This window comes from Dendronalium sp. ChiSLP03b (assembly GCF_034531165.2).
GTDB classification, from domain to species: Bacteria; Cyanobacteriota; Cyanobacteriia; order Cyanobacteriales; family Nostocaceae; genus Dendronalium; species Dendronalium minutum.
In genome coordinates this window covers 46,387-62,119 of record NZ_JAVRBR020000066.1, presented here as the reverse complement: position 1 = coordinate 62,119, position 15,733 = coordinate 46,387, and the positions used below count along the sequence as shown (strand labels likewise).

Sequence of the window (15,733 nt, the reverse complement as noted above, 5' to 3'; positions counted from 1 at the left end):
GAGAATAACTCCTACTCTTGACAACTATTTATTGGACGAAGGTAGGTGCAGTAACGTTAACAGTCTGGTAGGCTTTTTTGACACCAACCCAGTTACTAGCAATTGGCATTCGCCAACCAGTACCAAAGGCGCGATCGGTGATTTTTAATCCAGGGGGTGCTTGTCGCCGTTTAAATTCAGCGCGCGCCACCATTTGGATTACTCGGTCTACAATCGTTGGATCGTGACCTGCGGCGACAATTTGGGCTGCTGATTGGTAGTTGTGAATCAGGCGTTGCAAGATGTCGTCTAAAATTTCGTAGGCTGGTAGAGAATCTTGGTCAACTTGACCGGGTTTCAGTTCAGCACTGGGTGCTTTGGTAAGGATATTTTGCGGGATGATTTCACCATTGTGGTTTAACCAATCGCAAAGTGAATAAACGCGGGTTTTAGGAACATCACTAATTACTGCTAAACCACCGTTCATATCACCGTAGAGGGTACAGTAACCGACTGCCATTTCTGATTTGTTGCCAGTAGATAAGAGGAGATAGCCGAATTTGTTAGCGATCGCCATCAATAAATTACCCCGAATCCGGGATTGAATATTTTCCTCGGCAATGCCAAACTCGGTTCCTGCAAACAACTCGGCTAAAGAGTTATCAAAGCCTTGCATTAACTCGCCTATCCGTAAGATATCAGTCTTAATTCCCAAATTTTCGCCTAATACTAAAGCGTCACTAACAGAATGTTCCGAACTGTAGGGCGAAGGCATGAGGACACCGAGGACATTTTCTTTACCGAGTGCAGCAGTAGCGATCGCGGCTACTAATGCAGAATCAATTCCTCCACTTAAACCCAACACTACTTTAGAAAAGCGACACTTGCGGGCATAGTCTTTGACTCCTAAAACCAAAGCCTGCCAAATTTCCTCATCTTCCGATTCATACTCAGGTGCTATGGAACTCAACTGTAAATCCCGTTGCACTTCGTCAAATTCGACCATCACCAAATCAATTTCAAAACCACGGGCACGACACATTACTTCACCTTGACGATTCAAGGCAAAACTCCGACCGTCAAAAATTAAGTCATCATTTCCCCCCACTTGGTTAGCATAAATCACAGGTTGTTGAAAACGCACCGCACTATACCTCAGCATTGCTTCTCGAAAATGCTGCTTGCCGACACTGTAAGGTGAGGCAGACAAATTCACAATCAAATCCACACCCAAAATTGCTAAGTCAGCAATCGGATTCACTGCATAACTACGTTTGCCCCAAAATTCCTCATCGTTCCATAAATCTTCGCAAATAGTTACGCCAATATCGAGATTGTCGAGAGTGAAATAATTAGCTTGTAACCCAGATTCAAAATAGCGGTGTTCGTCAAATACATCATAAGTAGGCAAAAGCCGCTTGTGAAAAATTTGCTTGACCTGGCCTTCTTCTAATAAAGCTGTGCTATTAAATAAAGTTTTTCCACCAGTAATATGTGCTTTTGTATTCTCTTCAACGGTACCTACCAATACTGCTAATTTTGGCGGTAAATCTCTAGCCAATTGTTGTAAAGCGATATTCATCGCTTCCACAAAAGTAGGATTGAGCAACAAATCTCTTGGGGGATAGCCGCACAAAGAAAGTTCGGGTGTTAACAGCAAACGCGCACCTTCTGCCGCTGCTTGTTGTGCTGTCTCCAGAATTTTTTGAGCGTTTCCTGGCAAATCACCAATTGTCGGATTAATTTGAGCGATCGCAATTTTCATTGTATTAGTCAAAAGTCAAGGTTCAAGAATCAAGGGTCAAGAATCAAGAGTCGTCAAAATAAATTACTTTTGACTTTTGACTCTGGACTTTTCTTAAATAAATACTAAAGGTTTATCTTTTAGGGGGGCAAAAGCTTCAGCATCAAACTTATATAAACTAGCTGGACGACCAGCACCCCTTGATACCTTTATTCCGGTATCGCATAAAAAACCTAATTTGAGTAGACGCGCCCGAAAATTAGAATAATCAGCAAAATTTTCGCCTAAAACTGTGGTGTATAACTGATATAAATCATTTAAAGTGAATGTTTCCGGCAAGACTTCAAAAGCTACAGGACTATATTCCAACTTATTGCGTAAACGCCTGTGCCCGTACGCCAAAATCTCATTATGGTCAAAAGCTAATTGTGGTACTTGTTTTACTGGATACCAAGCGATACCACTAACCCTGTCAGCAATTAATTCTGCTTCCTCAAAGCGTACCAGGGCAAAATAACTAACTGAGAGATAACGTACACCATAACTATCAGTAGCTTCTCGTGGATCGCGATTTGGTCCCCCGAAAGTATACAACTGCTCTAAATAGAGATTGTTCACTTTAATTTTCTCTGCCATGATGCGATAAGCAGCGTCTTCTAGAGACTCTCCTTGACGTACCAAAGTACCTGGAAGACCCCAATAATTTAAAAATGGTTCCTGCTGTCGCATGACTAACAGGACTAGCAGCCGATTCTGTGTGGTATCTACAGAAAAAATTACATTATCAACACCAACCTTGAAATCAGCCAAAGGTTGTTGATTTAGCGCAATTGGAATCTTTTTGTGGTTGCGTCCTGGCATTTGTACAAATGCTCTCGATTAATATAGGCAATAATAGGGGGTGTGAGGGCTTCGGTATCTCCGTGTTCGCGGTACGCTGTTGAGGAAACATCCAAACCAGTCAGATTGGCGATCGCTATTTTCCCTCCCAGGTTTTGCACTGCTTCCAAGCTAGACTCATCTATTACATATCCCGGACGCGGTACAATCAAGAGTTGCACTTGCTGTAACAAATCTTCAACACGATACCAACGCGGTAGCTGATTCAGTAAATCTGAACCAATTACCAAGGTGTAATCAGCATCTTCTCCCCAACGCACTTTCGCTTTTGCCACTGTTTCCAGTGTTTTCCAGCTACTCAATTCCTGTTCCACAGCAATGTTGTGCAGTGGAGCATCCATATTTGCAATCAACAATCTTAGCATTGCCGCCCGATGTTCCAAAGGTGTTTGATGGGATTTAAATGGGTTATCAGCCGCCCAAACCGCCACCCAATCATAACGCTCAGATAACCACCTCAGAATCTCTTGGTGTCCAGTAGTTGGTGGATCGGCACTAGTACCAAACAAAGCAATTCTCATCATCTTACTTTGCATCCTTTGCGGTAGCCTGCGGCAAGCCGCTTACGCGTCTACGTTTCTCCGTCTCTTCCGTCAACGCTTGCAGCGCCGCCGAAATCTCCACCTGCACAGAAACAGGACTATCCAAACGCAGTGTTTGTTCTGGCAAACTTGCAACAGAGGCGGCAGTACGTTGGCGAATTGCTGCTAAAGTTTCTGGCGGTTGCACTCGTTCGCCTTGTTTCATCACCACCTGCAACAAAGCTTGTTCGTTCAGAGGGCTTTCTGTCACTAACCCCAACCTGTCGGCTTTCACCTTACCTCCTGCAAATGACCGAAAAATCTGCTTGCGCCCTGGATAAGTCAACTTGCCACTCGACTTTTTCATCACTGGGATACCATCGATGTCTACAAGTTTGTAAACTCCATTTACAGGTGAACCTGTAACTAATCGCGTTCCTAATCCATAGCCATCGATTTCCGCCCCGGCTGCTTTGAGTCTGGCAATTTCCCACTCATCCAAGTCGCCACTGGCAAAAATTGACACACCGGGAAGTAGCGATCGCACCTGTTTGGACAAAGTTATTAAATCTCCAGAATCTAACCTCACCCCAGTTAATTCCATTTCCCCAGAACTTACTTTTTCAGCCAAACGTTCGGCAGCAGCGATGGTATCGTAAGTATCAATCAGCAATGGCGCACCTGGAAAATATCGATGAAACGCGCTAAAAGCCTGGTCTTCACTTCCTTCCACTGCTGACAGTGCCATCACCAAAGCGTGAGCCATCGTACCACTTGGCTGCTGCCCTAGTTGTAGCGCCGCTAACACATTGGAAGTGGCATCCAATCCGCCTGCTAAGGCTGCCCGCGCCGCCCACAACGAGGCTTGGGGACTAAATGCCCGTCTTGTGCCAAATTCTAAAAGTGTTGCTTGCTCCCCTGCCACATTACGGAGGCGTGCAGCCCTTGTCGCCACCAAAGTTTGGTAATTCAGCGTATTTAACAAATAAGTTTCTACTAGCTGTGCCTGCCAAAGGGGTGCTTCTACCCGCAACAGTGGCTGATTGGCAAACACGGCTGTTCCTTCCGGTACTGCCCAAACATCCCCAGTAAACCGTCCCTCAGCTAACAGTGACCAAAAGCGATCGCTAGCCCCAGCAAAAATGCCCGTCGCCTGTAAAGCTGCTATTTGAGAGGAACTAAAGCGAAATTTTTCTAAATATTCCAACGCCTGCGCTAGCCCCATGGCAATTAAATAACCAAAACCCTCTGGCAGTCGCCTAACAAATAACTCAAAGCTGGCCCATCGTTGTTCTAGACCTTCACCTGTGTAACAAGCTGCCATTGTCAGCTGGTAAAGGTCAGTCAGCAGGCTGTAATCAGCGGTAGAGAGGTTCAGTTCTTGGCTTTGGTGGCTGTCCAAGTCTGGCAAAGTTGTCATGTAAGAGCGTCCTTTGAAGAATGCTTCTTCTATTATGGTAGTTTTTACCATAAATAATGTCAACTCTTGGATAAGTCAGTTCATGCTACTGCTAGTCAACGGTATCTTTACAGAAAGTAAATACTAAAATTTTCAATTAATTTATATTTATTAATAGTTATTTCTATTAATTATGTCAGACAAAAAGTGCTGAGTACAGATGCGACGCCAGTCGCTACAACGGGGGGAACCCCCGCAACGCGCTGGCTCATTAATCGCGTCTGTACAAGAATTAGGAATTTTATCTCTTTTCTGTCCCTCCACCTGCTTGCAATCGCTCCGTTATAATTAGAACTGAATGACTCGCGAAGAAGCTAAAGTATTGCAAACATATCTGAATAAGCATTGCATAGGTTGTCAATATATTGAGAAGAGGAGCTAGGAGAGAAGAACAGGACTAGAGTATAAACATCACAATTAATAGTGACTCAAAAAAGGAGTTTATATTATGTCTATTTCCAAAATGCTTGCTAGCATAACCCAATATATTTCGGAAGCTGCAATGCGGATTTTTGGTCCTAATGATGATGCTTATCCTACTATTGGTGTACAACCATTTACAGGCGATCCTTATAAAAAAGGTACAGCTGACAGTTGGTAGATAATGAAAGAGTAATAAATGACGTATCAGGAAATAATTAATATAAAGGCGTGAGTATAAACCTCACGCCTTTTTGCTTGGTTATTAAGGAGTCATAGCAACATAATTTAAAATTTAGGGAGATTCCTCAAAGATAGCTTTTTGTTGTAACCAATCTTGACCTACTTGGATACTGATATCCGAGTCTAAATTGCCAGTGCTTTCTACCCGCACATCTCCGAATCCTAAAGAATTGCGAATTAATTCAGCACTTGCACCATCTCCTTGTTGGGCAATAATATTAGTTACTTCTAAAGGTTCATTCCAAGGTTTAGAAACATAAATATTGCGATAACCAGCTTTTTCTAGAGCTCTAATTAATGGTCTAAGATTAGAGCGATCGCCACCTGTGCTGTCTTGAATTGCCACTCGCAAAGAACTTGGGTCACTCACCTGCTGTTCGCTTGTTGATTCCAAACCAAAGTGTTGCGTCATCAACTTGACAATACTATTTTTATTGGGTAACCAATAGCTAGCATCATACTCGTTTTTCTCACTGAAGCGACCTGGCAGCAATAACATCTGCATATTGGAGCGATTGGTTCGCACTCCAAAACCCACAAGCGCAACTAATTCCTCAACTGTTAAATTAGTGTCGATATTTTCTTTAACTACGTTGAGAATTTTAGGTAATTGAGCTACTGTCACTGGGTTGAGAGTCTGGTCAATTAAGGCACGAATCACAATTTGTTGCCGTTGAATCCGACCAATGTCTCCGAGTTCATCATGACGAAAACGTAGTAATTGCAGTGCTTGGTCGCCGTTGAGGTGCTGCTTGCCTGCTTTTAAATTGATGTAGAGGTGTTGGGAATCATCTTGGTACTTCATATCTTTGGGGACATAAACTGTCACTCCACCCAAAGCATCAATTAGCTTACCTACTCCCAGAACATTAATTCGCACATAGCGGTCAATTCCTACACCGCCCAAAACGTTACTGACAGTTTTAGCAGTCAAAGCTGGCCCGCCTTCAACATTGGCGGCATTAATTTTTTTCACTCCATATCCCTCGATTTCTGTACGGGTATCTCTAGGGATAGAGAGCATGACCACTTTTTTTGTCTCTGGGTCAAATTTCATTAAGAGCATGACATCGGAAAGACCATCAAAAGAGTTTACCTGAGGCAGGTATCTCAGATTTTTGGTTTCGGCGGGAGCATTTTGGACATCCGGCGGCAGTACGCTCATCCCCATAACTAAGAGATTGACAGGGCGAGTTAATTGTGAAAATCGTAAGCCATCACCAGAGATGCGATCGCCATCAAAGACTGCTTCTTCTTGGGGACTTAAATCGGCTTGCTGCAATGGTGTACTAGTTAAAGAAACCGCCAACAGCGCCCCTGCCGTTGCTGATACCATTGCAATACCGCTCATACCCACCCAGAACCACAGCCAGCGTCCTGATTTCGAGTTCTGGGAATTTTTGTCCTTTGGGTTGGGGGCGTTTGCTGATTGATTTCCTTCCGCCGAAGTTCTTTGAATGGTCACAGACTTCCTCACATTTAACTGATCGAATTAGGTAAATTTGCAGACTAAATAATATGCAGACAAATTAACTCATAATAGTTAACTTTTGATGAATCATGCTGACTATTTAACCGTTGCCTCTACCACAACACCACAACACTTATAGCAGCATTTCTCCTTCTTTGTGGCAAATCCGGAGATGTTTTATTGCAGTATGACAACAATAAGCTGGTTTGACCAGATCCGGTAGTAGGTAATCTGTTATTTGTGAACATTTTAAGTAAAACTACCAACCGAGCGATCGCTTGCAATAATTAAGGTCAGTATTTACCCAATACTCGTTCAGCAAAATTGCTAAACCCTGCTAAACGATTAGACTTGCCTTTGATGAGGCGAAACATGAGCCAGATACTTACCAAAAAATAACTAGATGTAAAAAAGCTATTAAGGATTAATAAACGCAGTGTAAAAAAGTTTGAAGTTTCTGCTCCAGCTGCTAACAATAAGTAACCCAATAGCCAAGTCAATGCCAGAGTAATAGACAGACGACTCACAACCAGTTGTTCCCGACTTCCCTGGCGGTGGTAGAGAGTCCACAGGGATGGAAAAAAGCCAATAATTGGAATCAAATGTATAAGCAATAGTCTTCTAAAACTAGCTGTATCTTGAATAGGGATTAGGGATTGGGGATTAGGAATTGGGGATTGGGAAGAGTTATCCCCAGTCACGCCAGTTTGCTTGACCGAAGTAACCTCCGCACGCGACTGGCTCCCCAGTTCCCCATTGCCCCTAATCCCCAGAGGGGGCCCCGAGTTCCCCAGTTCCCCAGTCTCTGACAAAGGCAAATTATCAATTGGTTCAAAATTTTCCATTGGGATGAGTCTAATCCTAAACAAGAGAGATGAAATCAGTGATGTAGTCAGAGATAATAAGCTGTAAAGAAGGATTTTATGTAGTTATATCCCGCAATCGGCTAAAGATGCAGACACGCAAGCTAGTCAACTGGTGGCAGACACTTACACCAATAGCGCGAATCGGGGCGATCGCGTTATTCGCCCCGCTGCTAGTTCTCAATGGTTGGGCTATTTCGGCAATTTTCCACTATTTCCATTCCTTAATAGTCATTTTAGTCGGAGCCTCAGTTCTAGCATTTCTACTTAACTACCCTGTAAGCTGGATGGAGCGTCGCGGTGCTAGGCGAGAGCAAGTTGCCATTTTAGTCTTTTTATTGGCTTTATCGATTCTCTTGGCGCTGGGTGTTACTCTATTTCCCCTAGCCCTTACCCAAGCTCAGCAACTGGTGGCTCGCTTACCAGAGTTGATTGATTCAGGACGCTCTCAGTTAATGATGTTAAACGAGAAAGCAGAAGTTCTCGGCTTACCGATTAATCTTGATGCTCTTGTAGTCCAAATCAACGATCGCGTCAAGGGACAATTGCAAGCGATCGCCGGACAAGTTTTGAATTTGGCTGTTGTCACATTCACCAGCTTGCTGGATTTTCTCTTGACAATGGTTTTGACTTTCTATCTTTTGCAGCACGGGGGTGAACTTTGGCAGAGTTTAGTAGAATGGCTGCCAGCGAAATTTCGCGCACCTTTCTCTCAAACAGTACGCCTGAGTTTTCAAAATTTCTTCATCACCCAGCTGATTTTATCTACTTGTATGGCCTCAGCCCTGATTCCTGCTTTTTTGTGGCTGAAAGTGCCATTTGGTTTGTTATTTGGCTTAACCATCGGCATCATGGCTCTTGTCCCCTTTGGTGGTTCTGTGGGCATTGCCCTTACCACCTCCTTAGTAGCGCTGCAAGATTTCTGGATGGGAATCAGGGTTTTAATAGCAGCCGTTATCGTACAGCAAATTCTAGAAAACTTAATTGCACCCCGAATTTTGGGTAATTTTACAGGTTTAAACCCAGTCTGGATATTAATTTCAGTCTTGACAGGTGCAAGAATTGGTGGGCTTTTAGGCGTGATTGTAGCAGTACCCACTGCTGTAATCATTAAAACTGCTTTAACCGCCCTACGTCCGACTTTGCTTAGCAGCGAGGACGACAGTACCACGACTAAAGAGATACCTACATCCGTTACACCAGAGGAATCTCCAAAAGCAGAGACAAAAAATCCTTTGAGTGTTTCGGAACCTACATTACCCTAGGAAGAAAGCAGAGGGGCAGGGGAGCAGAAGAGAGATAAAATTCCTAACTCTTGTACAGACGCGATTAATGAGCCAGCGCGTTGCGGGGGTTCCCCCCGTTGTAGCGACTGGCATCGCGTCTCTCCTAACTCAGCAACGCCACTTCCTTCAAGCCGACAGAGCCACCCACGAGACTGGCTCCGCAGAACTCTTACTGCGGTTCCACAATTGAACCCATAAACAAAACGCTTCCTGTCTGATTATCTCGGATAGCACAGAAGAAGGGACGGTCAACAATCATGCGAAATGGTTCTGGTTTCTGTCTCAAAGATGTTGTCTCTATTCCCACTGAGGTAGCTGCTGCTGCTTCTGTGCCTTCTTCATTCACTTCAACAAAAGTTTTATGCTTAACCTGACTAATTGTAAGATTCTTACCTATGCCAGAAAAGTTGGCTTTATCGCTAAAAGCCTCTTCCATGCCTAAAGCTTTTAACGCATCGTTGAGTGTAACATCGTAGTCTGTTTTAAAACGGGGCAAGCGAATAAATCCTTCCCGTTTGTGGAACTGAGTCATCCATTTTTCCCAGTTATCAAGACTTAAGTTCTGATATAAGACATTGAGATTAGAGTTTTGTCTAGGCAAAAAGACATAAAAGCTGATTTTGCCATCTGTACCGTAAGGCAAACTTACTGCCTGGAATTGCTCGTTTTCATAGTATCTGTAGTCGCCTGTTTGCGACATCATGGTGTGCTGCTTCTGCTTGCCAGATATGAGAAAAAAGGGATGTTCGGCTGTTTGCGACTTATCAAATTCGTTGCTCCATTTCCCTTTGAAATATATAGCGTTAATTAGAAATAACACTTCATCGGGTTTAATTGTTTCAATTATTTTGTTGATTTTGCCGCTTGTATTGTCATTGACCCAGTTATTGATTGTATCAGGCGCTGTGGCATCTTGAAAGTCTAAATTTGTCACCTTAGCTTTGTAAAAATCCTGGGTTTTCTGGAGAAAGTCTGGCTGCAAGCTAACACCTTTTTTTACCCACAGCGAGTTAGCAATAGTTAGCTGAACTTTCTCACCAGGATTTTCCAAGAATTCCTTTAATGAAGCGTAAGCAGAGTTAATTTCTGGTAAACTCATACCTTGTAATTCCAGGGTTTTAGCTATTGCCTGCTGAGTAGAGCCACTAGCACCGTTGTAGGTCATAGCTAGAGCGATCGCTACACTTGAAGGAGAAACAAAAATGTTGTTTTCACTACTGTTATTTTTCAGGATTTCTGAAAATAGCTTGAAGCCAAATTTATTATTAGCATTAACAAGCCTTGTATCATTGCTCACTGTTTTTTTTGGCAAGGGAGACTCTGACTGAGGTATATCGGATTGGGCAAGTGCGCTCGAACTACTATTATTCACCTGAGAACAGCTTAATACACCTAATAGAACAACGCTAGCTGCTGCCATAACATAACGTCTTCCTAGACTTACGCCATATCGTCTTTGTAGAAAACTTTCTTTCACACCACTCAACTTCTGCCGATTCATTCTGCCACCTCGCTTGCCAAATACTTTTAGCTATCTGTGAACATTGACGCTAATGAAGTGTGTTAATTATTAACTATTGCATTGGCAACAACAGAAATATGCCATGGTTACAGTTTTGGTAACGGTAAGTAATTGAAAGTAATTAAATGTCAGTTGTACATGGTACTGATTAAAGCAGCTTGATTTTTAAGGATACCTGATATTTTAAATAAATGTATTTTAAACTACTTAATGACTTAGCAATCGCTTTTATTATATTTCATGCTATAAAAAATATGATGTTTTTGTGAGGTATTTTGTGCTGCATTTGTAGTTAGTACTTCAGTGCTTAAATATTTAAGGATTCAAGTTCTCACTAAAAATGCATTTACCACGCAAAATTGATGAAACAGAACGCTAGTTTCTATCTCCTGCACAAATTAGACATTAATTAGCAAGAATATTATTTCTTTGTTAGCTATAGTTATGACCTTATAAAACTCCAAAAAAGAAATTATCCCACTTTAAGTTTTTGACTGTTAACGGTTAACAGTCAACAGTCAAAAACTATATTATTTGAAAGTTCCTCAATTAACTGGCACACTCCACCAAGCCAAACTATAGGGTTGAGTTGCTTCGTTTACCTGCTGACGAAACTGAACGCGGATTTTGTAATTGCCTGTAGCAAGAACAGGACAGAAAATATGTTCTACACTATCAATTTGACTGATGGAAGAGCAAACAGCACCAGTATCTTGATTCATAGCATCAGCTTTTACTAAGTAGAGGTCGAGGTTATTTAAACCGCGATCGCTAAAATTTTCACCTACATCATATTGTTGGTTTTTATTATTATCATTTAACTGTACTAATCGATCCCAACTTAAAGTGATAGCTACAAAACTACCCTGCTTTAACGGTTTAGCTAACACATATTCCGTAGACGCACCGACATTTACTATACGATAATCCCAACCAATGGCAGGCACAGCAACTGATGGTTGCCATTGACCAGCACTAAATTGCTGATAGGCACGAAGCGCATTTAAATGGCCCGTTCCCATTTGGGAATCTAAGGGAATTGTGGGGTCTTTGTAAGCATCGGAAGCTAGCCAATCTTGATTTTGTTTATCAATTAACGTCCGAGCCATTCCTAAGTACAACCCGTTACCAGTATCTAGGATTTTGTCTGCCGAATTCAGCAATACAGCTTTCATGACCTGATGCCGCCGTGCATCAATGCTCCAATTGGGTTGTTTTTTCCGTGTCTGTCGGTCACTAAATTCCTGCAACAAGGCAACAGTAGCAGTAACGTGAGGTGCTGCAAAACTTGTACCTGTGACTTTGTTCAATTTGCCATCTGGATTCAGCAAAGGAATGTTACTACCTGGTGCTACTAAACTAATAGAGCGACGACCATCCAAATTAAACTCTTTGCCGGCTAATCGACCACTGACTCCATAATTAGTACCTGCCAGATTGGAAACGTCAACTTTATTAAAAATCCCTCCCCGGCGCGATGAAAAAGCCACGTTTAGTCCATTAAAATTATCTGTAGGGATGGGAATACCTCCTTTACCTTGATTGCCTGCGATCGCATACAAAACATCATGAAAGCGACTAGACCAATCAATACATAGAGTTAGTAAGGCTTTGCCATCTAAAACAGCATCTGGGCGAGGATCGCGGTTGAGAGGTTCGCCAAAACTAAAGTTAATGGCACGGACATCGCCACTGTTTTGCAGCGCGATATGCTGGGCCGATAAACACTCCTCTGGCTGACCCATGTTTTTTGTAGAACCCACAGCAGAAGAATACAGTCTGGCTCCCGGAGCAATTCCTGGTAATCCTTTGTCTGTGCTGACCATAACACCAGCAACATTGTAGGCGTGAGGGTCAACACCACTATTGGACTTAGCTGGCCCATTGCGTAAAAAGATGCCAGCTAGAGATATAGCACGATTTTTAGACACTGCTTTATCCCACCCAAACATTCCCGGACGACCGATTTCTACCTGACCAATAGCAATCTTGCGACCGATTAAATTATAAGGAGGTTGGTGTAACTTCAGAGCATCAATACCGTTGGTTCCTAAGGAACTTTGTAAAGCCGAAGCAAGTACTGGTGCGCTCACACAAGAAACACTCAATCCCCAAATTATCCAAGTTAGTTTTTTGGTCATATTTAATAGTTAATAGTCAGTTGTTAGTTGTCAGAAGTCAGAAGGTGAGACAGCGCGGTCTTGGGGGTTTCCCCCATGAGCGACTGCGAACCCGAAGGGTAGAAGGTAGGAAGGAGTCAGAAGTTATTTCTCCCCTATCTCTCACCTAGCGAGGATTAAATAGATATCGGGATCGCTCAATATTTTGTTACACTATATTGTTACAATGCTTACAGACGAGGACGCTAAAAACCCACTAGCCATGACCCAAAACCTATCTCAAAAGCCCATTGTAATTGCTCCATCTATCCTATCAGCCGATTTTAGTCGTCTAGGTGACGAAGTTCGCGCCGTAGATGCAGCTGGAGCAGATTGGATTCATGTTGATGTAATGGACGGCCGTTTTGTACCTAATATTACGATAGGGCCTCTGGTTGTGGAGGCGATTCGTCCAGTTACGACAAAGCCACTGGATGTGCATTTGATGATTGTGGAACCAGAAAGGTATGTAGAAGGTTTCGCTAAAGCTGGTGCTGATATTATTTCTGTACATGCTGAGCATAATGCCTCGCCGCACCTACACCGTACTCTGGGCCAAATTAAAGAACTTGGTAAAAAAGCAGGGGTAGTACTCAATCCTTCAACACCTTTAGATTTTATTGAGTACGTGTTGGAGCTTTGCGATTTAGTACTAATTATGAGCGTTAACCCTGGCTTTGGTGGTCAAAGTTTTATTCCCGCTGTAGTACCCAAAATCCGCAAGCTGCGTCAAATGTGCGATGAACGGGGTCTTGACCCTTGGATTGAAGTGGATGGCGGACTGAAGGCAAATAATACTTGGCAGGTTTTAGAAGCAGGAGCTAATGCAATTGTTGCAGGTTCAGCTGTATTTAACGCCAAAGATTATGGCGAAGCAATTACAGCCATTCGCAACAGCAAGCGTCCTGCGCCAGAATTAGCAAAAGTTTAATCTATTGTTTAATGCAAATATATAACTAGAAGTAGGTGAGCAAACAAATTGCTCACCTACTTTTTTACTAAGAGTTTTTGCTAGCTTCTTCTTACAAAAAGATTAAAAGTTAACTTGTTTGTTTAGCTCAACTTTGTACTTGTTTTTGCTTTTTGGAATAATGTTTTTTAAACAAAAGACCTAATCCCAAAGCTGTAGCTGACCCCAGAATAGTGAATGGTTCGGGAACTGGCTTGTTCTCCCATCCCCAAGAGACACCATTGTAGATAGTCACCTCTTTGGGTTTGTCTGTGTTCAGGCTAACGAGGAATAGCTCAGCAGTCCAATTGTGGCTTTTATCAGCATCAAATCTTCTTGGACCATCTTCAAAATGGGGTGGAGTTGCAAAAGTAACGTCCAGATCATAAAATAGCCTTCCTGGATCTGTAAAAGGTTTGGTTCGTGTAGCATCTATAGCATTATCATTATCACCATGGTTACCTATAGCACTATGATTATTGAAGACCCTCTGAATCCAATGAAGTACTGTTTTACCCGCAGTAGTTGGATCGGCACCTTTGGGCAAATAATCTAATGAAAAATCTGCTCCAACTTGCGTGGCTGTTCCCACCGCTTTATATGTTGCGATCTTAAATGAACCTTCTAAATCATTCGCCGCTGTACTAAATGACCAGCCATTAGGGGTAAATCGATCGTTAAGTAGCTTTAATAGCCCTGCTGTTCCACCTTTGGCAAGTTCAGTGGCTGGGAATGGCTTTAGCGTAGTCACCCATTTTTTTCCACCTATTGTATACTCTTGTTTCTCTACGGGAGCGCTAGGTGGAGTAATACTGAATGCAAAAACAGATTGACCCGAAAATGCAACTAGTGGGCTGATAGCTAAACCAATAATGATATTACGTGGTGTTTTCATTGTTTTCACTCCTCTTGGAAATATTAGTTGTTAAAACAAGTTTGTGTGATTAGTCGCTTGTTTACATGGGTTTATAATTTATACCAAAACGCAAAATTAATGCTAATTGTGTGGCAAGACTAAAGAAATCTCAGTAATTGGAGTTTCTACTTGTCCAGTCCAAATATCTGTTAATATCTTCTGTTCTGGATAAGAGATTTGCACAGTTTCCTGACTACTGTGATATGTAAAGCGGAAACCATAGATACCCGGTTTGAGGTCTTCAAAACGCCATAAACCGCCAAATCGATCTGGTCCTTCAAGTTGAAGTTTGTTATTCTTCCAAGCAAGGGTTCCATCTAAAAAAAATGTTACACTTTCTCCAGGATGAACAAATGGACAATCAGATTCCCTGATAAGACGAGATACATTACGACCTCCTTCAAGTTGTAAATGTTTGCCGTTTTGTTCTATCAAATTTGGAAAAATTGTGTCATAACTGCAAAATCGCATAGACTTCTGAGTGTTGTTGCTAATGCGAACACCAAGCTTTACAAGAGTTTTAGAACTAGGCTTGTTTTCTGGAATTGGCAATACATGTTCTGATGCTACAGTTTCAAAAAATATTCCTTTTTGTTCAACCATAGTTTTCTCAGCAAATTCTGGAGGTTTTGATTGTTCTAGCATCCGAATTTGCATATTTTTTTGAAAGGTGAAGCCTCTGTAGGTATAGCTCAGTAGGATTGCTTCAGCAAGCACTAATACTAAAGTTAGACAGATTAACAGACAGCTACGCATTGTTAAGTTTGAAGCTATCTCCACCAGTTGTTTCAATATCAGTAAAGTGGCAACAGAAAAGTTCAGGTAATTGCGGTTCCAAAAGTGGGTCGGCTAAGTCAAGGCTGGATGATGCTCCTGCAAATATAGCAGCACCTACACCGATTTTTATTGAACTCATGGCAAAACCAGTTGAAGTTGAATTTAAACTGTGTTATACCAATTTTCTGTAAACTTGCACTTAATAATTAATCGTCAATAATTGCATAGACCAAAGATTTAGTCTTATTTCTTTGGTAAATATTAAGTGCATTATTATATGAAATTAGTATTGTTCAATATCTACCACAGAGAATCTAGTATTTCTCACTATACCTGAACAAAAATTAGTATTTTTATCTAAATTTTAATTAGTTGACTAAATAAAAACGATCACCATAAAAATGCATGATAAAAAATAATTTTTAGTAAATTTCATAGAGGAGTTTTTTAAAAAAATATTACAAAGATTATACTTTTATTAAAGTAGCTATAGTTTAATACGCCATAGTTTTGTTAAACTTTAA

The 15,733-nt window shown here is 41.9% G+C and carries 15 protein-coding genes; 4 read left to right on the top strand and 11 right to left on the bottom strand.

What is annotated here, in order from left to right; all coding sequences use genetic code 11:
• Positions 1-28: 28 nt before the first annotated feature.
• The 4 genes from RMY31_RS16930 to RMY31_RS16915 all read right to left on the bottom strand — a co-directional run bounded on the left by RMY31_RS16930 (position 29) and on the right by RMY31_RS16915 (position 4,564).
• Positions 29-1,744, bottom strand: a complete 1,716-nt coding sequence (locus RMY31_RS16930) for an NAD+ synthase (RefSeq protein WP_322656751.1) — start codon at positions 1,742-1,744, stop codon at positions 29-31.
• Between the two features lie 93 nt (positions 1,745-1,837).
• Positions 1,838-2,584, bottom strand: a complete 747-nt coding sequence (locus RMY31_RS16925; RefSeq protein WP_322656594.1) for an NUDIX hydrolase — start codon at positions 2,582-2,584, stop codon at positions 1,838-1,840.
• Entirely contained in the window at positions 2,545-3,144 is a 600-nt protein-coding gene (locus tag RMY31_RS16920; protein WP_322656750.1) for a nicotinate-nucleotide adenylyltransferase, read from the bottom strand. The genes RMY31_RS16925 and RMY31_RS16920 overlap by 40 nt, the downstream gene beginning before the upstream one ends.
• A gap of 4 nt (positions 3,145-3,148) precedes the next feature.
• Positions 3,149-4,564 carry a nicotinate phosphoribosyltransferase gene (locus tag RMY31_RS16915; protein ID WP_322656749.1) on the bottom strand — a complete coding sequence of 472 codons (1,416 nt, stop codon included), beginning with the start codon at positions 4,562-4,564 and terminating at the stop codon, positions 3,149-3,151.
• A gap of 487 nt (positions 4,565-5,051) precedes the next feature.
• Between RMY31_RS16915 and RMY31_RS16910 the strand changes: the two genes are divergently transcribed.
• Positions 5,052-5,204: a nicotinate phosphoribosyltransferase gene (locus RMY31_RS16910; protein ID WP_322656593.1), complete on the top strand. Its 153-nt coding sequence runs from the start codon at positions 5,052-5,054 to the stop codon at positions 5,202-5,204.
• A 114-nt stretch (positions 5,205-5,318) separates the two neighbouring features.
• Here the strand turns inward: RMY31_RS16910 and RMY31_RS16905 are convergent, their stop codons facing one another.
• Both RMY31_RS16905 and RMY31_RS16900 read right to left on the bottom strand, forming a co-directional pair.
• Positions 5,319-6,731, bottom strand: a complete 1,413-nt coding sequence (locus RMY31_RS16905; protein ID WP_322656592.1) for an LCP family protein — start codon at positions 6,729-6,731, stop codon at positions 5,319-5,321.
• Between the two features lie 299 nt (positions 6,732-7,030).
• Entirely contained in the window at positions 7,031-7,387 is a 357-nt protein-coding gene (locus tag RMY31_RS16900; RefSeq protein WP_409878043.1) for a hypothetical protein, read from the bottom strand.
• A 302-nt stretch (positions 7,388-7,689) separates the two neighbouring features.
• Here RMY31_RS16900 and RMY31_RS16895 point away from each other — a divergent pair, with 302 nt between their 5' ends.
• Together RMY31_RS16895 and RMY31_RS16890 are read left to right on the top strand one after the other, a co-directional pair.
• A complete protein-coding gene (locus RMY31_RS16895) occupies positions 7,690-8,865 on the top strand; it encodes an AI-2E family transporter (RefSeq protein WP_322656591.1) in 1,176 nt (391 codons plus the stop codon).
• 67 nt (positions 8,866-8,932) lie between these two features.
• Entirely contained in the window at positions 8,933-9,076 is a 144-nt protein-coding gene (locus RMY31_RS16890; protein WP_322656590.1) for a hypothetical protein, read from the top strand.
• Here the strand turns inward: RMY31_RS16890 and RMY31_RS16885 are convergent.
• Positions 9,056-10,387, bottom strand: a complete 1,332-nt coding sequence (locus tag RMY31_RS16885) for a serpin family protein (RefSeq protein ID WP_322656589.1) — start codon at positions 10,385-10,387, stop codon at positions 9,056-9,058. The genes RMY31_RS16890 and RMY31_RS16885 overlap by 21 nt on opposite strands.
• A gap of 566 nt (positions 10,388-10,953) precedes the next feature.
• Positions 10,954-12,549, bottom strand: a complete 1,596-nt coding sequence (locus RMY31_RS16880; RefSeq protein ID WP_322656588.1) for a S8 family serine peptidase — start codon at positions 12,547-12,549, stop codon at positions 10,954-10,956.
• A gap of 241 nt (positions 12,550-12,790) precedes the next feature.
• Between RMY31_RS16880 and rpe the strand changes: the two genes are divergently transcribed.
• Positions 12,791-13,498 (top strand): ribulose-phosphate 3-epimerase, encoded by a 708-nt coding sequence (gene rpe / locus RMY31_RS16875; RefSeq protein WP_322656747.1) that lies wholly within the window; start codon positions 12,791-12,793, stop codon positions 13,496-13,498.
• Between the two features lie 127 nt (positions 13,499-13,625).
• Here the strand turns inward: rpe and RMY31_RS16870 are convergent, their stop codons facing one another.
• From RMY31_RS16870 to RMY31_RS16860, 3 genes are all read right to left on the bottom strand, one after another.
• Entirely contained in the window at positions 13,626-14,411 is a 786-nt protein-coding gene (locus RMY31_RS16870) for a PEP-CTERM sorting domain-containing protein (RefSeq protein WP_322656587.1), read from the bottom strand.
• A gap of 102 nt (positions 14,412-14,513) precedes the next feature.
• Entirely contained in the window at positions 14,514-15,077 is a 564-nt protein-coding gene (locus RMY31_RS16865) for a hypothetical protein (protein ID WP_322656586.1), read from the bottom strand.
• Between the two features lie 103 nt (positions 15,078-15,180).
• Complete coding sequence (locus RMY31_RS16860; protein ID WP_322656585.1) at positions 15,181-15,348, bottom strand: hypothetical protein; 168 nt, start codon at positions 15,346-15,348, stop codon at positions 15,181-15,183.
• Positions 15,349-15,733: the final 385 nt, after the last annotated feature.